The sequence below is a fragment of the Mucilaginibacter sp. UYCu711 genome (assembly GCF_050433825.1).
In the GTDB taxonomy this organism is placed as follows: Bacteria; Bacteroidota; Bacteroidia; order Sphingobacteriales; family Sphingobacteriaceae; genus Mucilaginibacter.
The window spans coordinates 191,510-212,137 of the sequence record NZ_JBNPWM010000005.1 but is presented as its reverse complement, the minus strand read 5'-3'; the positions used below and the strand labels follow the sequence as shown (position 1 = coordinate 212,137).

Sequence of the window (20,628 nt, the reverse complement as noted above, 5' to 3'; positions counted from 1 at the left end):
TAAATTATAATGCGCCTGCTAACTGACTTTTTTCAGTTTTCTCGTCAGCTACAGTTTGTTTTTGAAAGCGTGTAATCAGTACAATTACGGACACCCCAATTACGGTATAGCCTATGTAGGTAAAAGCTTCGACATAAGTAATAGAAGTTGATTTAAACAGGAAGCCAAACAGCATACCGCCTAAATTGCCGCCTGCACCAACAATACCGCTTACCAGGCCAACATTTTTTTCGTTAACAAAAGGCACAATACCATAAGTGGCTCCGTTTGACATTTTAAGGAACATTGCAAAAGTTAACATGGACGTAATTGCTATTAACAATGACCCAGACTGCGCAAAAAGTATCAGTCCGCAACCTTCTAACAACAGTACTCCGGCAAGTAATAAGCCTTTACCGCGCATACCAAATTTTTTACCCACTTTATCAGAGGCAATACCGCCCAATGCACGGGCAAATAGGTTCATAAAACCAAATATGCCCGCCCAAAATCCGGCAGCGCTTTGGGTAAGATGGAAGGTATCCACAAAGTGAAGGGATGCCACGTTATCAAATGTAAGCTCCATACCAAAGCACATGGCATAGGCCAATGTTAACGCCCAAATGCGCCAGTCGGCAAGTATTGACCAATCTGTTTTGGTTGATTTGGTTTTAATATAACCCACCTCGTCATAATTACCTTCAGGAGTATCTTTGGTGTACTTGTTATATAAAAAAGCGATGATCAGCATCATCACACCGGGCACAATCATTGCATATCGCCACGCCTCAGCGCTGGTATAGCCGAAACCAACTATGGCTGCAAATATTAACGGCATTACCATATTGGTTACACCACCGCCCAGGTTACCCCAGCCGCCGGTAACCGCGTTTGCCGTACCTTTTATGTTAGGTGCAAACATCATAGAAGTGTGGAACTGCGTAATAACAAACGATGCCCCTATTACGCCAATTGCCAGGCGAAACAGCAAAAACGAAGTATAATCATGAGCCAATCCGACAAAGAATACCGGGATCGAACCAATCAATAATAACCTTACCGCCGTTTTGCGTGGTCCCCAGGTATCACATAGCTTACCTATTAGCAAACGGGCTATAATAGTAGCCGCTACCGATGCGATAATTGTATTACCTACCTGCGCCTTGGTTAAATGTAATTCAGCACGGATGGTGGGCATTAAAGGTGCCAGCCCAAACCAGCCAAAAAAGCATACAAAAAACATTAACCACGTGGTATGGAACGTGCGCATTTGCACGCCCTTCAAAGAAAATATATTGAGTTTAGTGAGTTGATTTTTCATGTCCGTTGAATAATTATTTGTTTAAAAATTCTGGTTTAATATTGATCTGTAAAAACGCCCAAACAGGCTTAAGGCTTGCAGTTGATGGGGTGATACTTTTGGCGTACTCCATGCTGCGGGTTGCAGCCATGTATGATATGCCTACATCTATATTGGTAAACTTATTGAGTTTGTAACCGGCGGTAAGATCAAGCTCGGTACCAAGGTGTTTGCCAATGACGGCGCCGTTAATATCCTTTTGGTTATCGGCCAATGAGAAATAGTGCCCGGCAAGTTCTGCAGTAAGCCTGCTGTTGGCTGATGTGTATTTTATCTTTAAATACGGATCACTTAAACCACCCAATGGTGACCCGCTTACAGCATAGAAATAATCCATATATCCCCAAAACTTATGCGGAGTGCCATATAGCGGATCAAAACGATGGTTAACTGTTGATGTTGAAAGTGCGTCATTGCCGGATAAGACATCTAACCCTACGGTATAACTAAATTTGGCCGGTTTGTATGATAGCGCCAATGTATAAGTATAAGCGTTCAGTTCTAACCCGTCCTTATCATGGCCGCCCTGGTAATAGTAACCACCATTAAATGCCCATTCGTTTTTATTGCCAAATACCGGGTTAATTAATATACCTGTAGTGATGCGGGTGTTTACCCCGGGCTGGTTAAAGTGTTTACCGTATAGATAGCCAATATCTGTACCCGCGGTATTTTTAACCGAATCAAGTATATATTTTCCAAACTGGTCGGCCAAAAACAAACCCGACACTTTGGTTTTTCCGAACTTTTTGGCAGCGTATAAATATTGTAATGCTTTATAATTCTGATTAAGTCCATTGCTGCCCGGAGGGTTAAGAAAAGCGGGAGCACCATTTTTTGCGCTAACGCCTGCCGTATTTATCAGTGGGATAAAGCCTGCCGGAGTATTCATTACATTACCTTTGCTGTCTTTTACAGTTGCAGGTACATTGGCAGGTGTATAATAGGTGCCGTTATAGTTTACAGCATCTGTATTTTGGTTAAATGCTGCGCCAAGGTCAACCTGCCAGCCTTTTTGCAGTAGTTTAAAAACTACTGCGTCATGCCGCCTTGCCTGAGTTGCCCAATCTAATGAGCCTAATAAACGTTCGTCGTCATAAGCCAGTTCCTGACGGCCGATCTTGATAGCAAAATAATCAACAGGAGATAATTTAAATTCGGGGTCTTTCTTGTTAGCCAGGATAATTTCGGCCCAGGCTTCGTGGATAGCTAATTTGGAGCCATCGGCAGTTGTAGTGGTTGAAGCATCCTGTCCCCATATGCGTACATCCTGAACAGAGGCCTGGAAAATAACCCAGCTTGATTTGTAGTTAAAAGTAAGCCGGGTGCGTTGTGCTATGTTTGCTGCTGCTTTACTGCCAATGGGCGCTAATGTTGCGTAACCATCGCGCAGCTCGCCCCGCGTTCGCAGCTGGCCAGTTAAGGAAAGCTGTGCTATGGCGGATTGGGTAAAAAAGCATGACGAAAACAATAGAATTAACGCAAGACTGCGGTGGTTTAATTCATTTTTGTACATTTGGTTGGTTTTTTTTGTTAAAGCGATTAAAACTATTTGCCCTGTCTGGGAATGCGACCTCCCGACGGGGTTTTTTATTGGGTATATTTTTTATTCTCGTTACGCTCCTTTCTTTCTTAATATCAGTGTACTTATGAATTAAAGCGCAATAAATACCCTATCATCCTCAACCCTCACCGCGTAGGTCTTTATTGAAAGTTCTTCGTTTGTTAAACATTGCCCGCTTAAAAGCGAGAATGTGTTTTTATGAAACGGACAGGCAACCTTTGGCTCACAATTATCGCCGGTGCTACCAATCATGCCTCTTGATAATACCATTTGTTGTTTATGCGGACATAAGTTCTGGGTGGCAAACCACTGGCCACGTCGGCTGAAATTGAAGATCGCTATTTGTTCATCTCCCAACTTTACACAGGCTCCGCCATTTTGCGGTATATCATTAACACGGCAGGCTAATACCCAGTTATCTGTTATAGTTTCCATTTCTTTGCTTTTTAATAGGTTAATTACCATTGTGCCTTTATCTGCTCGCGCATAGGCTCAAACTTAACTGTAGGATCTTTTTCTTCGGGTGCGTTTACAAAATGTGTGAAACGTTTACGTAGTTCGGGGTTCTCAACAACTTCCTTCCACTCACAGTGATACGTGTTTATTAAAAGCTGCATTTCTTCTTCCAGAAGGTCACAAATCCCCAGGCTATCATTTATCACTACATTTTTAAGATAGCTTAACCCTCCATCCATTTTATTTAACCAGGTTGCTGTACGCGATAATGGTTCGGCTGTTTTTATGTAAAACATCAGGAACCTGTCGAGGTATTTAATCAATGTTTCCTTGTCAATATCTGCCGCAAACAATTCGGCGTGCTGCGGTTTTGATCCGCCATTACCACATACATATAAGTTCCACCCTTTCTCGGTAGCTATAATACCAAAGTCTTTTGATTTTGCCTCGGCACACTCACGGATACAACCACTAACTCCACCTTTCAACTTATGTGGTGCACGGATCCCTTTATATCTATCTTCGATCTCGATAGCAAAAGAAACACTGTCATGCAATCCAAATCGACACCAGGTGCTGCCTACGCAACTTTTTACCGTACGCAAGGCCTTACCGTAAGCATGGCCGCTTTCAAAACCTGCATCTATTAACTCTTCCCATATAGCAGGAAGATCGTTAAGATGCGCGCCAAACAGATCAATACGCTGGCCGCCTGTTATTTTGGTATATAGTCCATATTGTTTGGCTACCTGCCCTAATACGATCAATTTATCCGGCGTAATTTCACCGCCCGGTATACGAGGTACAACTGAATAGGTGCCTCCTTTTTGGATGTTTGCTAAAAACCTATCATTACTATCCTGTATAGTATCCTGCTTTACAACTACATCGTTCCATAAGCTTGATAATATGCTTGCAACAGCAGGTTTACAAACTTCACAACCATCGCCTTTACCAAAATGATCAAGTACTAAGTCGTAATTTTTAAGTTGATTTATTTTTACCAGGTCAAACAGTTCCTGGCGCGAGTAATCAAAATGTTCGCACAACACATTTTTTACATATTGCCCGTTAGCTTTCATAGTGCCTGCTATCAGGTCCTTAACCAATGGGATGCATCCGCCACAGCCAGTTCCGGCTTTAGTGCATTTTTTTATGCCATCAATAGAAGTGATACCCAGATCAGTAATCGATGAACAGATCATAGCTTTATCAACCGCCTCACACGAACAGATCAGCGCGTCATCAGGGAGATTCATCACACCCGCCCCCTCACTTTCGGCACCACCCCGCGAACCTAATATCAAATCCTCCGGGTTTGGCGGAAGCACCAACTTGTTATTAACGGTTTGCAATAACATATTATAAGTGCCTGCATCGCCAATTAAAATGCCACCTAACAAATATTTGCCATCGGTAGTAATGTTGATGCGTTTATATATGCCTTTGTGTGTGTCTTCAAAAACAATCGTACGGCAGTCGGGCTCGGTAATAAAAGCATCACCAAAACTGGCAACATCAACACCTATCAGCTTAAGCTTGGTGCTCATGTCATAGCTATAAAATAGCTTATTACCATCCATTAATTGTGACACTACAATTTCGGCCATCTCATAACCCGGTGCTACCAGGCCATAAATCATTCCTTCATATAAAGCGCACTCGCCTATAGCAAAAATGGCTTCGTCGCTGGTTTGCATTTTATCATTAACCATTATACCGCCACGGGTACCAACCTGTAGCCCTGCCAGTTTAGCCAATTCATCGCGCGGACGTATACCTGCCGATATTACCAGCATATCAATAGGCAGTACGCTTTCATCGTTAAAATGCAAAGCATCCGCTTCATGCGCGCCACCTATATAAGAGGTGCTTTTATTTAGATGAACAGTAAGGCCTAATTCCTTCAATTTAGATTGCAGCATAGCACTACCCGCCGAGTCAATTTGCCGTGGCATTAAACGTGGGGCAAATTCAATTACATGGGTTTCATTAATGCCGAGATCCATTAATGCCTTTGCTGCTTCTAAGCCAAGCAAACCACCGCCCATAACCGCACCAGTTTTAGCAGTAGCTGCATAGGCTTTTATTAATTCAAGATCCTCAATTGTACGGTAAACAAACACCCCCTCTTTTTCGATGCCGGGTATATCTGGCACAAATGCTGATGAACCAGTAGCCAAAACCAGGTAATCATATTTTAGGGTGAGGCCTTTTAAAGAATGTACAGTTTTATCTATGCGGTTTATTTCCTGCACAGGGTCGCCCAGATGAAGGGTTATACCATTCTCTTCATACCATTCCCGGCTTGACAGGGAAAGATCATCTGCCGATTTTCCGTTAAAATATTCGCTAAGGTGAACGCGATCATAAGCCTGGCGCGGCTCTTCGCCAAATACGATGATATTGAACCCGGATGATTTAGTTACAAGTTTTTCGCAAAACTTGTAACCAACCATACCATTGCCAATCACTATGACTGTTGATTTTATCATATCGATTTTTGTTTGTTAAAGCGTTTTATTGATAAATACAATTAAAGTGCGACCTAAAATGCATTTACAATAGCAATTTTAATTAAAAAAAATCTTAAATCAAATAAATAGTATTAATTTGGTCATGTTAAATTGATAACAATAGCAGTTTATTGTAATTATAAGGTGATATAAAACAGATTTTATTAAATATTTTTAATAAAATCTACTAAATCATTAAAAATTAAATTTATTTCACCCAGTAAATTGGGCATTTTTTAACAAATCACTAAAAATAACAACAGATAAGTAAATATTACTAACGACAACGTGTTTAAAAATAGACTAATGGCAAATAATTATTATTAATGACGAGAACAAGCAGCTAATTTTTCTATTAAATTGCATAACATGTAACTGTGCCAGGTGTACCAGGTGTGCCATGTGTCTCACCTGTACCTGGCACAGTACACCAATAATACTATTATGAAAATCAGGATTAAAGGAAATTCGTTACGTTACCGGTTAACTAAAACAGATGTTGAACAGTTTTCACAAACCGGCTATATAGAAGAAACTATAAATTTTGGCAGCCAGACCCTTATCTACTCGGTGGAGCGACGTGAACTTGGTAGCTTAATGGCAACCTTCGATCACAATAAAATAACCCTGTTAATGCCTGTAAAAATGGCTACCGAATGGGAAACAACTGACAGAGTTGGTTTTGAAGGTTTTGATAATAACCTGTTTCTTTTAATTGAAAAGGATTTTAAATGCCTGGATAATGTAGCCGAAGATCAGAGTGATAATTACCCTAATCCGTTGGCTAAGCTATAGCTTACCGGCTCCTCTTAACTTAAACTTTAATTAAAGAACAACTCATCTACCCATACGGAGGCTGTTTTTTGCGGTGGGAACCATGACTGTGGCTTAACCGGTTTTACCCTTATCTGGAAATATTTGAGTGGAGCGGCAGTTGTCAGCTTAGCCTCAAACAGGCTCCTCTTATCCGGATCATCCTTTAAGGGTTTTGCTGGTTTTATGCTACCAACAAGGGTCAGTTTACGTTTATCATTGCCTCCTAATATTTCTATACCGGCAGGGAAAAGTATTTGTTGCCCGTTAAGGCGCAAACAACCCATGCCAATGGTTTTTAAGCTGACGGGGTTTATAAAAGTTATATGAATCACCATCTCAAATGGTACGCCTACCCATTTACCATCAAAGGGCCTGAAAGAGCCCAGCTCTTTATCAATCATCATTTTGCCCCCATTATTATTATCAATGATGGAAGTGTCTGGTGTATAAGTATTCCTGTTATAATTTATGGTGACGATATCACTGCCATACCAGCCTGCTTTATAGGCACGGACCTTTATCGTTACATCGCTGCTGATGATCATTCCGGGCGTATAAACCGGCGATTTGATACTATCAGGATCACTGCCATCTGTAGTATAACGAATGATCGCGCCTTTAATCGGGTGACTGATAACCAACTCAAATGGTTTTGAGAAAACCACTGTTGAGCTTTTAATTTGAGGCACATTCAGTTTCAATGGCACCCCATCGTCTTTAAATCCGGTAACAAAATTAACTTGTTTATGGCGCTGCTTTAATTGTTGGATTTCTGTATCCTTGATACCAGTATCCCATATTACCAATTCGGTAAGGGTTTTAATCGATAACAGTGGTTCAAGTTCCTGAACTTTAAGTTGGATACCTGCTAATGATAGTTCCTTTAAATTTTTAAGGTTAGACAGTTCACTCAATTGCTTCCCAGAGATGTCGGTAAAATTCAGGTTCAAACGACGCAGGTTGGTAAATTTTGAGATGGTTTTTAGTTCGGCATCTTTTACCGGTAGTTTATTCAGGCTTAGCGACACAACCTGTTTTTTAACCGGCTCCAATTCCTCAACCGCCTTCGGCGTATAATTACTTTTACTGTAGATACTTACTGATAGTGCCGGTGATTCCTTGGCTATTTGCTGCACCACACGGTAATTGTTATTTAACTCTTTTACCTTTTTTTCATCCGCTGCCGAAAAATCATAAATTTCGGTAGTATTTGTAGGGGGGCTTAACCTTGAAGCAGCCAATAGCCTTAACGAATCATTAACCGGCAGCGCTAAAACCTTTTGGGTGAAATTTGGCTTACCTTTTATCCAAAGGTACAGCAGGGCTATTTCATCATCGGTTAGTTGGGGTTTGCCTGCCGGCGGCATATGCTTATCGTCAGCTAAGGGCAAATGCAAACGCTGCAATAACAAACTCAGCTGAGGGCTGCCTGCAACAAATAATTTACCACTTTTACCACCTTTTAAAACGCCCTCCATATCAGTAAGTAACAAGCGGCCTTTTAGTTTATCATCATTATGGCAGCTAACGCACTTGCTTTCAAATATAGGTTGGATAACATCCTGGTAAACTAATGCCTTATCAACAGGCACCGCTCCCGAACGATGTATAACTGGCCCCAGCACAAAGTTTTCGCCATGGGTAATGTCAGCACCATAATGCCCCGCAAATACAAGGCACACAAACGCAACAACGGCACCCGCCTTAGCTACCCATGTTTTATACCACGGGTAATTGCGGCACCAATAAATAGCAGAGCTTAGAAATACAAGGCTTGCGCCCGTCCATTTATGCCACTGTAAAACATTACCCGTGTAACCGGCTTCTTTTGATAAGAAAAGCCCCATAATGGCTGTAACGGCCGCTAACAAGCTTCCAAGCAGTAAGAGTACTGTAGTGAAATTTTGATAGAGTGCTTCTTCCTTAAATGTTGATCGAAAACGAAAAAACTCAAACAAGATCCCCATCATCAGTATCACTATAGGGAAGTGTAACAGTAACGGATGCATGCGACCAACCGGTTGCAACCACTGTGGAATAACCAAATGACTACCGAAGATCAATAAAAAAACCAGTAACGTATTAAGTACAAATAGTAAGGTTTCAGCAAAAGTTTGGTGACTTTGTTTAATCATTTAGTAGCCCAATAAATTAAACACGGGTGAATTTATACGGGTACACTTTACCCGATGCCCATTGCGTCACATACAGGTTATCATCCCTATCAACACAAACATCATGCGGATGAACAAAGATCTTTTCGGCCTGGTTCATTGGTTGTAACACCCCAGCCTGGTAAACCGGCTCGGTACCACCGATATTAGAGACTACTTTATTATGTTTATCAAGTATAGTGGTAAATCCGCTGGCTGGGTGGTTCATATCTATCGATCTCAACACCGCGGCATACAAATGCTGGTCTTTTATTACCGGCCTGCACACACAGGCTCCGGGCAGTTTTATTATCTCTTGTAATTTACCATCTAAGCTAAAACGTTTAAAACAGTTACGGGTACGGTCAGTAATTAATAGTGAAGGTTTCTTTTGGCGGCGATCTATTACAATTCCATGCGCATTATCAAAATGGTCGTCACCATCACCCCGGCCACCGAAATGGTTCAACAGTTTACCGTTGCTGTCATAATGGGTGATGTATTGCGCACCATAGCCATCAGCAATAAAAATATCGCCGTTGGTATCAATAATAGTTTCGGTAGGGACAAACTCCTCGGCTTTTTTGTAGACTCCTGTTTCCAGCGGTACATTAATCGTCATTAATATCCGGCCATCCATTGTAGTTTTATAAACCTGGTGCTTAACGGTATCGGTAATAAACAAAAACTCTGTTCCGTTTTCATTAACCAACGTTAAGCCGTGCCCTCCGGGGAAATCATGCCCCCAAAAATCAAGCAGCTTACCAGCGGTATCATATATAAGTATATTATTCTTGGTCTCATTGGTTAGCAGTATTAGGCGGCCATTTGAGTCCTGCACCATTTCATGGCAATCATTTACAGGATGATTTTGCGGGTCGAGCTTGCCCCAGGTATTATCCATACGGTATTTCATACCGTTATGGCCATATACCGGTCCGTCGTTTTTGGCCATCAAATCCTTCGCAATAAAAAAGCTTGCTGTAAAAACAGTGCTTTGTTGTATAAATTTCCTTCTTTCCATTATCTTATCTAATCATTAGGTTATAATTCCGCGCACTACCTTACCTGCTACATCAGTAAGCCTATATCTGCGTCCCTGACTTTTAAAAGTAAGTTTTTCATGATCGATGCCTAACTGGTTAAGCACGGTTGCGTGGAAATCATTCACATGCACGCCATCTTTAACAATGTTGTAACCAAAATCATCGGTTTCGCCATATACCATTCCCGGTCTGATACCACCGCCGGCCATCCAGATACTAAAGCAGCGCGGATGATGGTCGCGGCCATAATTTTTAACATCTAATTTGCCCTGGCTATAATTGGTTCGTCCAAATTCGCCGCCCCAAATCACTAATGTTTCATCTAACAGCCCGCGTTGTTTCAAATCAGTAATCAATGCGGCAGACGCCTGGTCGACATCTTTAGCCTGCATGGCCATCTGGTTAGGCAAATCACCGTGCTGATCCCAACCCTGGTGGTATAGTTGTACAAAGCGCACCCCGTTCTCAGACAGTTTGCGCGCCAGCAAGCAATTTGCAGCGTAAGTGCCCGGCACCAGGCAATCAGGACCGTACATTTTTACTGTAGCATCTGATTCCCTGGAAAGATCCATAATATCAGGCACCTCGGTTTGCATACGATAAGCCATTTCGTATTGCTGCACCTTAGTATTGATCTCCGGGTCGCCAAATTCTTTGTAGGACATATCATTTAACTCTGCCAGCTTATCCAACATTTTACGACGCTCATCCCGACTCATGCCATCCGGATCCTTCAAGTAAAGAACCGGGTCTTCACTGCTGCTAAATTGAATGCCCTGGTGAATAGAATCCAAAAAGCCATTGCTCCAGAGTTTTGAATATACTCCCTGCCCATTACCCCTGCCTTTTGATAACAATACCGTAAAGGCTGGTAGGTTTTTATTCTCGCTACCTAACCCATAGCTCACCCATGAACCCATACTTGGCCGGTTACCTTGTTGTGCACCAGTTTGGAAAAATGTCAGCGCCGGGTCATGGTTTATCGCTTCGGTATGTATGGTTTTAATGATGCAAATATCATCGGCTATTTTGGCAATATGAGGGAATAGGTCGCTTATCCAGGCACGCCCCTGACCATACTGTTTGAAATCGTAAAACGATCCTACTAACGGAAAAGATGCCTGCTTGGCAGTCATTCCTGTAAGTATCTGGTTACCACGAACCGATGGCGGCAACTCCTGCCCCATCATTTCGCGCAGCTTGGGTTTATAGTCGAACGACTCCAGTTGTGACGGTGCACCGTTTTGGAAAAGGTAAATTACCCGTTTTGCCTTAGGCGCGAAATTAGGCATACCCGGTATAAAATCTGCTCCACTATCCCCACTGCTAAAAAGATCAGGAATAAGCAATGAGCCGAGAGCGACACTACCTAACCCAAGGCTTAGCCGTGATAAAAACTTTCGACGGTTTAAATTAAGATGGTGTTCTAAAATATCTTTTTCCATAACCTTAAGTTTTTACGATAGTTTCTTCCAAATTATACAGTGCAGCCATAACCTTCATTAATACTGCAAGCCTAACTTTATCAATATTTTCCGGTATAGGGTACTCGCCAACATTCAGCAATTTATTAGCTGCCTTGCTGTCGGTGGTTTTAAGCTCATCCTGGTAATATCCGGTTAGCAAAGCTAATTCCTTATCATTGGGCCGTCGGCAAACCACCAGCCTAAACGCTTTGTATATTTTATCCTTTACCTGTGTATTCTCATTTAATAAGTTAGCTGCCAGCACCCTTGCCGCTTCTAACACAGTTGGGTCGTTCATCATCACCAGGGCCTGGTTAGGCGTATTGGTGCGCAAGCGGCGCACTTCGCATTGGTCGCGGTTACTTGCATCAAATATTGCCAATGATGCAGGTGGAACAGTACGTTTTATCAACGTATACATACCACGACGATAAAGCCCTGCGCCATGTACCTGTTTGTAGGTTGCCAACTGCCCTCTGCCCGAACTGGCCATTTCCCATAAACCGGGCGGCTGATACGGATTGACACTTGGCCCGCCAATGGTTTTGGTTAGCAAGCCACTGCTGGCTAAAACCACATCACGTACCAATTCGGCAGGCAGACGTGACCGCGAACTATAGGAGAGTAATTCATTATCCGGGTCAAGTTTTAGTTTTTCGGGACTGATCACTGCAGACTGGCGATAGGTCGCCGACATGACCATTTGTTTAACTAATCGTTTGATGTTCCAGCCATGCTCCTGTAAATCGACTGCCAGCCAATCTAATAATGCAGCATTTTTTGGCAGATCACCCTGCATACCAAAATCGCCCGAGCTTTTTACAATACCGCGGCCAAAAAACTCCTGCCATTGTTGGTTTACAAATGACCGAGCAGTAAGTGGGTTTTGTTTATTAAACATCCACATAGCAAGCCCCAACCTATTTTTTGGGTAGTTAGCCGGGAAAGGTAATATCGCTTTGGGGGTTCCGGGCTCTACCTCATCGCCTGGGGCATCATAATTACCCCGTTTAAGGATAAAGGTTTTACGCACCGTATCACCCATTACCGATACGATGAGCTTATTGGTATCCTGTTTATTTACAAAATTCAAGATACCCTTCACATCATCATTGGTGATCTGTATCATTGGTTTTTTGGCATACGTTTCGGGCCCGCCGACGACAGATGTTATTCCTTTTTCATTAACCTGGTTAAAAAAAGCAAACAACTGGTAATATTCCTTTTGTGAAAATGGGTCGTATTTATGATCATGGCAGTGCGCGCACTCCATGGTGACGCTTAACAAGCCCTTACCAAAAGTATTAGTACGGTCGGTTACATAACTTATGCGGTATTCCTCGTCTATCACCCCGCCTTCTTCGGTTATTTTATGGTTACGGTTAAAACCTGTAGCTAACAATTGTTCTTTGGTTGAATTCGGCATCAAGTCACCGGCCATTTGCCAGGTAATAAATTTATCGTAAGGCAGGTTCTCATTAAATGCATGGATCACCCAATCGCGCCACGGCCATTGGCTGCGGTAATTATCATCCTGGTATCCATGCGAATCGGCGTAGCGTGCAACATCCAGCCAATGCAAAGCCATCTTTTCGCCGTAAGCAGGGCTTTGTAGTAACTTATCTACAATCTTTTCATATGCATTCGGGCTGTTATCCGCCAAAAAGCTATCCATTAGTTGCAGGCTTGGCGGTAACCCGGTAATATCAAGGCTAACCCTTTTTAGCAAACGTTCTTTATCCGCTTCGGGGTTAGGTGTTAGGTTTCTTTTCTCCAGTTTGGTAAGTATAAAGTAGTCAATCTCATTTTTTGGCCAGGCTTTATCTTTTACTGTTGGTATGGGCGATTTTTTTGGTACGACAAAGGCCCAATGTTTTTCATATTTGGCGCCTTGCTTAATCCACTTTTTTATGAGATCTGTTTCGTGTTCAGTCAATCGTTTTAGATTCGACGCCGGCGGTGGCATCATCATAGTCGAATCTGACGAGGTGATCCTTAAATACACTTCGGATGCCGACGGATCTCCCGCTACAAAAGCATGAGCTTTGGGGTTATCCTGTAAAGCTTTAAACGCTTCTTCAGGCAGATCTAATCGTAAGCCTGCCTGTCGCTTGTTGGCATCAGGGCCATGGCATTTAAAACATTTATCAGATAGTATAGGACGTATGTTAAAATTATAGCTTACCGTATCGGGTATTTCTGCCTCAGCCTCCTGGTTACTTATAGGACGATTGCAGGCAATTACCCCGACTAAAATAAAGCCGGTACAAATAAGGAATAAAAGATAGGCATCTCTCTTCATATTTAATTCAGGAACAGTAATAAATCGGTTTTATTGGAACAATCTAAGATAGGAGCAATTATTCAATCATGCAAGGGTTTGTACATACAAACTTCTAAAATAACCGAATCAACACATTATACAGCTTCGTTAATTTTGTGTTATATTCGTTTTAAATTAAAAATTGTGAGCGCTATTCATTTACTTGATGATGATCAATTGACCGGGCTGTTGCGGACCGGAAATGAATTAGCCTTTACTGAAATCTATAACCGCTACTGGGACAAGCTCTACTATATCGCGCATAAATTATTAAAAGACACCGATGCAGCGGAAGAGATTGTACAGGATGTCTTTTTTATTTTATGGAAAAAAAGAGAAACCTTAACCATTAAATCATTGCCGGCTTACCTGGCTTCTATGGCCCGTTATTCCGTTTATCGTGCCCTGTCTAAAGAAAAAAATTCCAGGAAACAGGAAGATATCATTGGCCGTTTAGGATTAAAAACTGCCGAAATAAATATTGACGACAAATTGTTGTTGGAGATAATTACTGAATTATCCAACAAGCTGCCTGAAAAATGCCGTTTAGTATTCCAATATAATAAACTGCAGGATCGCTCACTGGCCGACGTTGCCGAGCAACTCAATATATCGCAAAAAACTGCCGAAGGTCACCTAACCAAGGCGTTAAAGGTTATTAGGGCCAATATGGGCGATATGATGACTTTTTTCCTGTAACCTCCTTTTAATTTTAAAAAAATTCATTTTAGACCAAGGGTATTTTGCGTTTGAGTCACTCTATGCTATAAAATAGGGTAATAAAAATCCGGAATGAGCACAAATGAGTTAAAACGCCTGGCCGAAAAATATTTTGAAGGCACGGCATCTGAGCAAGAAAAACAACAACTACATCAATGGTATGATACTACTAACGATGGCTGGGTTGAAGTTGTAAATACAGCATCGCCCGAAGATGAAGAACAGGTTAAACAACGCATCTATAAAAACCTGCAAAAAAGAATACAACTGGAAAAAGAAATGCAGCCTGCCCAGGTAAGGCCAATTTCTTTAAGACGGATCTTATTACCGGTTGCATCTATTGCGGCAATTTTACTGGCAGGTATTTTTATTTTCAGATCAGCTGATCAACAGGTAATACCAATTGAGAAACATGTTGTTAAAGCTCCGTCTAATAAAGTAATCCAAATTTTATTGGCCGATGGTTCCAAAGTCTGGCTGAACGCGGGCTCTATATTTAAATATCCTAAAACCTTTAACGGAAAAGTGCGCGAGGTAGAATTAATTGAAGGGCGCGCCTTCTTCGATATTAAGCATATGACGAATCATCCTTTCCTGGTTAAAACACACAATTTAAATGTCACAGTCCTGGGAACATCTTTCGATGTACGCTCCTACCAGCGCGAGGGGAAAACCAAAGTAAGTGTGGTTACAGGTAAAGTGGGTATTACTTTACTTAATGAGCCGAAAAAGCCTGCAATAATGTTACTTGCTAAAGAAGAAATTGTATTGAATACAACCACGAAACATGTTGCTAAAGCACAAACTAAAGAAGCTGTAGTAAACCTTTGGTGTAAAGACGTGCTTGTGTTTGAACAGGAGGATCTGAGCAATGTATTTAAAGCGATAGAGAAGAAATATAATACAAAAATAACAGTAACAGATAAGGACCTGTTAAAGGAACGGATATCCATCACCCTGGGCAACCAGCGCCTGGATACCATAATGGAAATATTAAGCTTTACCAAACACTTTAACTATAAAATGGCCAATGACAGTACAGTAGTTGTTAAATAAGACAATTTGTTTCTTAGTAGCTAAGAAACAAAAAACCGGGAACATAAATGCCCCCGGAATAAGATTAGCCGGCTGTAAACATGCTTGAGACCCATAAACAGCATAGGCTCAGTTTAATATTAATATTTAAACCATTACAAATATGAAGAATTTTTACGGCAAATTATTGCCTATACTTCGAAAATGCATGCGCATTACTACAATTATCATTGGAATTCAGTTATGCTGTGCCGCGATGTTGGCCGCTAAAGGCACACGTGCACAGGAAATGAACTTAAATGTTGACAACGCCGATGTTAAACAAGTGTTTAAACGCATTGAGCAACAGGCAAATGTAACTTTTGTGTATGATGCACAGGTGATCAATAAATTACCCGGCCTTACCCTGCATATTACCAAACAACCACTTAGTGATGTGTTGACAGAACTACACAATAAAACCCAATTGCAATTTAAACTGGTTGGCAATTTTATAGGGGTTGCGCAAAACTTAGGTAGTATGCCCGTGCTTACTCCGGTTAATATTGATGCCAACGCAACTATAAAAATTACCGGCTCGGTAAGGGATGCCAGCGGACAGCCGTTAATTGGTGTGAGCGTTTTGATAAAAGGCACCGCCGGCGGCACAACAACTAATGTTAACGGTCAGTTTGGCATTGATGCTAATATCGGCGACGTGTTAGTGTTTAGTTATGTTGGTTATATCAAAAAAGAAGTTACTATTTCATCGCCGGCGCCGCTAAGTGTGTTACTGGACGAAGATGCCAAGCAACTAAGCGAGGTTGTAGTAACTGCCTTAGGTATCAAAAAAGAAAGAAAAGCTTTAGGTTACTCTATTACCGAGATCAAAGGCGAACAATTGACCGAGGCACGCGAGCCAAACGTAATGAACAGCCTTGAGGGAAAAGTTGCAGGCTTAAACATAAGCCCGACAGCGGGTGGCCCCGGCTCGTCATCAAACGTTATTATACGTGGTAAATCAAGCTTATCGCAAATCTATCAACCTTTATATGTGATTAATGGTGTGCCGATGGACAACACCCCTAACAGTGCGCCCGGAAGCCAATATGATAACCAACCGGACATGGGCGACGCAATTGGCAACATCAATCCTGATGACATCGAGACTATCTCTGTATTAAAAGGTGCTGCGGCATCAGCATTATATGGTTATCGTGGTAAGGCGGGTGTTATTTTAATTACTACCAAAAGCGGTAAGGGTAATAGTGTAGAGTTCAATTCTAACTTTCTTGCCGAATCTGTTGTAAATTCAACCAAATGGCAATATGTATACGGTCAGGGTGCAAATGGCATCAAACCTGCAGATGCTACTACTGCCTTCCAATCAGGCCAATCAAGTTGGGGAGGAAAACTGGACGGCAGCAATGTTGTACAATTTGACGGCGTTTTACGCCCTTACACTGCACAAAAAACCAATATCCAAAACTTTTATCGCACTGGTACCACAGCTACCAACACTATAGCTCTTAACCGTAGTTTTGATGGTGGTTCGATGCGTTTTTCGGCCAGCGATCTTACCAACAAAGCTATTACGCCAAACTCTGGTTTAGGAAGACAAACATTTAACTTTACCGGTAACTATAACCTGTCAAAAAATCTAACTGCCGACATCCGCGCAAATTACATATTGGAGCAGGCGCATAACAGGCCTTTTCTGAGCGACGGTGCTGGTAACTCAAATTATAATGTTACACTATTGCCTACAAGCTTAGATGTAAATACTTTAAAAACGACATTGAAGGCTGATGGCAGCGAGTATGGGTATTCTGGTAATACTTTTGCCACTAACCCATGGTTCGCAGCAAATAAATTTATCAACGACACTAAACGTCAACGCTTAATTGCATCCGCAAATTTGCGTTATACTTTTGATGCCGGATATTTTATACAGGGCCGTGCCGGCCGCGATTTTTATAATGATCGCTATAAAGCCGTTGTGCCAACAGGTACAGCTTACCGCCCGTTGGGTACCATATCAGAAACAAGTACCAATTTCTCTGACCTTAATACAGATGTGTTAATGGGTAAAACATTCAAAGTAAGCGACCTTACAATAACACCAAATATCGGAGGCAGCTACCGTCGCACCAAGTCTGAGTCGTTTATAGTTAGCGGGAATAATTTTATCGTCCCTAACTTTTATGTGATTAACAACGTGGCGCAGCCAAATCCAACAAAATACAATCCGTCGGATAACGAAGTATTCTCGGCATACGGAACTTTGGAATTTGATTACAAAAACTACCTTTATTTAACCGGTTCGGCGCGTAACGACTGGTATTCGACCTTAGCTACCCCGGGCGTAAAAAACCCGTTAAACAAGTTCTATCCTTCCGTTAACGCGTCATTTATATTTTCTGAATTTGTACATAACGATTGGTTGAGCTTTGGTAAACTACGTGCGGGTTTTGCACAAGTTGGCCAGGCAACTACGCCATACAATACGCAACTAGCGTATGATTTTAACGGGTCTATTAATGGCAGCGCTATCGGTATCATATCCAACACCGCTGTGCCTAACAGAAGCTTAGTGGCATCATTAGCTACCGAGTTAGAAATTGGTACGGAATTACGCTTTTTCCAGGATCGTTTAAGTTTAGATGTTACCTGGTACAACAAAAAATCGACTAATGAGATATTAACCGCACCTGCGTCAATTACATCAGGCTATAGCGGGGCTGTATTAAACATTGGTAAATTACAAAACAAAGGTATAGAGGTCTTGATCTCAGGCTCGCCTGTTAAGACAACCTCATTCCGTTGGACAACATCATTCAATGGTTCGATAAACGACAATAAAGTAATTTCATTGGCCGACGGGCAATCATCTATCGGTGTTTCAACCTCAAGATCTGGTAATGGTTTTACCCAAAATATTGTTGGTTTACCTACAGACCAGGTGATGGCTTTTGATTACAAACGCGACGCTACGGGTAACATTGTAAAAGACGCTTCAGGCATACCTGTACAAGGCGATCTTAAAGCTTATGGATCTGCCTATGGCAAATGGATAGCCGGTTGGAATAACGAATTCACTTATAAAAAATTAAGCCTGTCGGTTTTAATTGACGGTAAATTTGGTGGCAAACTATTCTCGGCTACTGATTATTACGCTTATGTACTTGGTCTACACCAAGCTACTTTGGACAATCGCGAAAGTTTGGGCACTAATGCCTCAACCTACTACTCAACACTGGCCAACAACGTTTCAAGCTTATTTGTCCAGAATGCATCGTTCATCAAATTACGCCAGGCCACACTTAGTTATGCCCTGCCTGCTAACATGTTTAATGGCACCATAAAAACGGCATCAATAAGCCTGGTGGCGCGCAACCTGTTCTACCTGTTAAAGCGGACGGATAATATCGACCCCGAGTCTGACTACAGTTACAATGCGCAAGGCCTTGAACTGGGTGGTGTACCATCTACCCGCAGTTATGGCTTAAATCTGAATGTTAAATTCTAATATTAACTAACACTGATTTTTTATTAAGATGAAAAAGATATTTAAATATACAGCGTTAGCTTTAACAGGCGTAATGCTTTCAACCGGTTGCAGGAAGAACTTTGAGGAGATCAATACTAACCCGGCAACCTATAGTCCAAGTACTTTTGATCCTAATTATGTACTTACAGATGCCCAATTAGGTTATTCGGGCAGTGCTGATTTTAGCTATGATACCTGGCGTGCAAACCTGATCTACTGCTCAACTATGATGCAGGGTCTGTCAACTGTTATCAGCTATTGGGCCGGCGATAAATATATGCTGAATGCCGGTTACACAGCAGCTTACTGGGGTTTTGCGGGCGGCCCGCCAACAGGCGGCGATGGTGCCTATCCTGAACAGGTAAAACCAATTGTTGACGTAGTAAAATCTACCGAAGGTATAGCCAAATACAAGAACCTGCACCAGATTGCAAGGATAATGAGGGCGTTAATTTTTGAACGTATAACAGATCTTTATGGGGATGTTCCTTATTCGCAGGCAGGTTTGGGTTATTACACCAGCTCTTATTTCCCGGTATATGATAAGCAACAAGCCATATATATCGATCTGTTAAAGGAGATATCAGAAGCGACAGCAGCCTTAGATCCGGCCGGCGATAAACCTATCGGCGATATGTATTATAAAGGCGATATTACTAAATGGAAAAAATTTGGTAATACGTTATTGTTACGTGTAGCAATGCGCTTAAGCAAGGTTGATGCTGCAACTGCTAAAACCTATGTACAAAAAGCTATTGGTAATACTATGACCAGCAATGCTGATGACGCTTTCTTTTTAGGCGATGCCGGTGGTGGCCGTACCACTGTTAACCGCAACAGCCAGATATTATTGGGAGATGGTGGCCAGGAAAACTTTTATACCCGTTGGTCAAAAACATTTATTGATTTTTTGAAAACAAACAATGATCCCCGCCTTACAAAAATAGCGGTAACAAACCTGTATGTTAACGAGAATACCAAGGCCCAAAACGCCGGTGCTAATGCCAGTTTCGCATCGCAAAAAGGTATGCCTAACGGTAAAGACCTTAGCGGCGTAGCTGCGCAGGATGTACGCCAGGATGCAAGCTTTACAGCTTTTACGGATTACTCCTCGCCTGCCCCGGCTTTAATAAAAAGAAACGGGCCAACATTTGTACTTACCTACGCCGAGTCCGAATTATTATTAGCAGATGCTGCAGAGCGTTTTGGCATAGCTGGAAGTGCGGTAGTGCATTATCATGATGGCGTTGTAGCCGCCATGACTTATTTAGGCGAGTATGACCCATCGGCAGCCGTTACTGCTGCCGATGCAGAAATATATTTATTGGCACATCCTTATGTATCGGCCACCGGGTTACAACAAATAAATACCCAGTATTGGGCGTTGACCAATACCATGCTTGATTTTTATGAGTCGTGGGCAAACTGGCGGAGAAGTGGTTTTCCTGTTTTAGTACCTGTGAATTATCCGGGCAACAATACCGGTGGAGTTATTCCGCGCCGTTTTCCTTATCCTATTTCTGAAGCTGGCAGTAACACTGCCAATTATAATGCAGCGCACAACGCCGTAGCTGGGGGCGATGTTTTAACTTCCCGCGTATGGTGGGACCAGTAGTAAATTGATTGGTTGGCCCCTGCTGGTCGGCAGGGGCCTTTTTTTTATTT

The 20,628-nt window shown here is 42.0% G+C and carries 13 protein-coding genes; 5 read left to right on the top strand and 8 right to left on the bottom strand.

Annotated elements, in window-relative coordinates:
* Nucleotides 1-4 precede the first annotated feature (4 nt).
* The 4 genes from ABIB50_RS12460 to nirB form a co-directional block, all read right to left on the bottom strand.
* Entirely contained in the window at nucleotides 5-1,300 is a 1,296-nt protein-coding gene (locus ABIB50_RS12460) for an MFS transporter (RefSeq protein ID WP_429380057.1), read from the bottom strand.
* Nucleotides 1,301-1,313: 13 nt separating this feature from the next.
* Nucleotides 1,314-2,855 (bottom strand): alginate export family protein, encoded by a 1,542-nt coding sequence (locus ABIB50_RS12455; protein WP_429380056.1) that lies wholly within the window; start codon nucleotides 2,853-2,855, stop codon nucleotides 1,314-1,316.
* Nucleotides 2,856-2,993: 138 nt separating this feature from the next.
* On the bottom strand, nucleotides 2,994-3,338 hold the full coding sequence (nirD, locus tag ABIB50_RS12450; RefSeq protein WP_429380055.1) for a nitrite reductase small subunit NirD: 345 nt from the start codon (nucleotides 3,336-3,338) through the stop codon (nucleotides 2,994-2,996).
* Between the two features lie 23 nt (nucleotides 3,339-3,361).
* Nucleotides 3,362-5,854, bottom strand: a complete 2,493-nt coding sequence (nirB, locus tag ABIB50_RS12445) for a nitrite reductase large subunit NirB (RefSeq protein ID WP_429380054.1) — start codon at nucleotides 5,852-5,854, stop codon at nucleotides 3,362-3,364.
* Nucleotides 5,855-6,319: 465 nt separating this feature from the next.
* Here nirB and ABIB50_RS12440 point away from each other — a divergent pair, with 465 nt between their 5' ends.
* Complete coding sequence (locus tag ABIB50_RS12440) at nucleotides 6,320-6,670, top strand: DUF7009 family protein (protein WP_429380053.1); 351 nt, start codon at nucleotides 6,320-6,322, stop codon at nucleotides 6,668-6,670.
* A 26-nt stretch (nucleotides 6,671-6,696) separates the two neighbouring features.
* Here ABIB50_RS12440 and ABIB50_RS12435 read toward each other — a convergent pair whose 3' ends face one another.
* The 4 genes from ABIB50_RS12435 to ABIB50_RS12420 are packed head-to-tail and all read right to left on the bottom strand — an operon-like array spanning nucleotide 6,697 to nucleotide 13,658.
* Nucleotides 6,697-8,826, bottom strand: coding sequence for an FN3 associated domain-containing protein (locus ABIB50_RS12435; RefSeq protein WP_429380052.1), 2,130 nt, complete (start codon nucleotides 8,824-8,826; stop codon nucleotides 6,697-6,699).
* A gap of 16 nt (nucleotides 8,827-8,842) precedes the next feature.
* Nucleotides 8,843-9,868 carry a 6-bladed beta-propeller gene (locus tag ABIB50_RS12430; protein WP_429380051.1) on the bottom strand — a complete coding sequence of 342 codons (1,026 nt, stop codon included), beginning with the start codon at nucleotides 9,866-9,868 and terminating at the stop codon, nucleotides 8,843-8,845.
* 15 nt (nucleotides 9,869-9,883) lie between these two features.
* On the bottom strand, nucleotides 9,884-11,335 hold the full coding sequence (locus ABIB50_RS12425; protein ID WP_429380050.1) for a DUF1501 domain-containing protein: 1,452 nt from the start codon (nucleotides 11,333-11,335) through the stop codon (nucleotides 9,884-9,886).
* Between the two features lie 4 nt (nucleotides 11,336-11,339).
* Nucleotides 11,340-13,658, bottom strand: a complete 2,319-nt coding sequence (locus tag ABIB50_RS12420) for a PSD1 and planctomycete cytochrome C domain-containing protein (protein ID WP_429380049.1) — start codon at nucleotides 13,656-13,658, stop codon at nucleotides 11,340-11,342.
* Between the two features lie 165 nt (nucleotides 13,659-13,823).
* On the opposite strand from ABIB50_RS12420, the gene ABIB50_RS12415 reads away from it, so the two are divergent.
* The 4 genes from ABIB50_RS12415 to ABIB50_RS12400 all read left to right on the top strand — a co-directional run bounded on the left by ABIB50_RS12415 (nucleotide 13,824) and on the right by ABIB50_RS12400 (nucleotide 20,578).
* Complete coding sequence (locus tag ABIB50_RS12415; protein WP_429380048.1) at nucleotides 13,824-14,378, top strand: sigma-70 family RNA polymerase sigma factor; 555 nt, start codon at nucleotides 13,824-13,826, stop codon at nucleotides 14,376-14,378.
* Nucleotides 14,379-14,471: 93 nt separating this feature from the next.
* Nucleotides 14,472-15,455 (top strand): FecR family protein, encoded by a 984-nt coding sequence (locus ABIB50_RS12410; RefSeq protein ID WP_429380047.1) that lies wholly within the window; start codon nucleotides 14,472-14,474, stop codon nucleotides 15,453-15,455.
* Nucleotides 15,456-15,597: 142 nt separating this feature from the next.
* Nucleotides 15,598-18,942, top strand: coding sequence for a SusC/RagA family TonB-linked outer membrane protein (locus ABIB50_RS12405; protein ID WP_429380046.1), 3,345 nt, complete (start codon nucleotides 15,598-15,600; stop codon nucleotides 18,940-18,942).
* A gap of 28 nt (nucleotides 18,943-18,970) precedes the next feature.
* Nucleotides 18,971-20,578: a SusD/RagB family nutrient-binding outer membrane lipoprotein gene (locus ABIB50_RS12400; RefSeq protein ID WP_429380045.1), complete on the top strand. Its 1,608-nt coding sequence runs from the start codon at nucleotides 18,971-18,973 to the stop codon at nucleotides 20,576-20,578.
* Nucleotides 20,579-20,628 lie beyond the last annotated feature (50 nt).

What these genes read in the sequence shown, in the direction of transcription:
- ABIB50_RS12460 (WP_429380057.1), bottom strand. Translation starts at nt 1,300, where the DNA reads ATGAAAAATCAACTCACTAAACTCAATATATTTTCTTTGAAGGGCGTG.
- ABIB50_RS12455 (WP_429380056.1), bottom strand. Translation starts at nt 2,855, where the DNA reads ATGTACAAAAATGAATTAAACCACCGCAGTCTTGCGTTAATTCTATTG.
- nirD (WP_429380055.1), bottom strand. Translation starts at nt 3,338, where the DNA reads ATGGAAACTATAACAGATAACTGGGTATTAGCCTGCCGTGTTAATGAT.
- nirB (WP_429380054.1), bottom strand. Translation starts at nt 5,854, where the DNA reads ATGATAAAATCAACAGTCATAGTGATTGGCAATGGTATGGTTGGTTAC.
- ABIB50_RS12440 (WP_429380053.1), top strand. Translation starts at nt 6,320, where the DNA reads ATGAAAATCAGGATTAAAGGAAATTCGTTACGTTACCGGTTAACTAAA.
- ABIB50_RS12435 (WP_429380052.1), bottom strand. Translation starts at nt 8,826, where the DNA reads ATGATTAAACAAAGTCACCAAACTTTTGCTGAAACCTTACTATTTGTA.
- ABIB50_RS12430 (WP_429380051.1), bottom strand. Translation starts at nt 9,868, where the DNA reads ATGGAAAGAAGGAAATTTATACAACAAAGCACTGTTTTTACAGCAAGC.
- ABIB50_RS12425 (WP_429380050.1), bottom strand. Translation starts at nt 11,335, where the DNA reads ATGGAAAAAGATATTTTAGAACACCATCTTAATTTAAACCGTCGAAAG.
- ABIB50_RS12420 (WP_429380049.1), bottom strand. Translation starts at nt 13,658, where the DNA reads ATGAAGAGAGATGCCTATCTTTTATTCCTTATTTGTACCGGCTTTATT.
- ABIB50_RS12410 (WP_429380047.1), top strand. Translation starts at nt 14,472, where the DNA reads ATGAGCACAAATGAGTTAAAACGCCTGGCCGAAAAATATTTTGAAGGC.
- ABIB50_RS12405 (WP_429380046.1), top strand. Translation starts at nt 15,598, where the DNA reads ATGAAGAATTTTTACGGCAAATTATTGCCTATACTTCGAAAATGCATG.
- ABIB50_RS12400 (WP_429380045.1), top strand. Translation starts at nt 18,971, where the DNA reads ATGAAAAAGATATTTAAATATACAGCGTTAGCTTTAACAGGCGTAATG.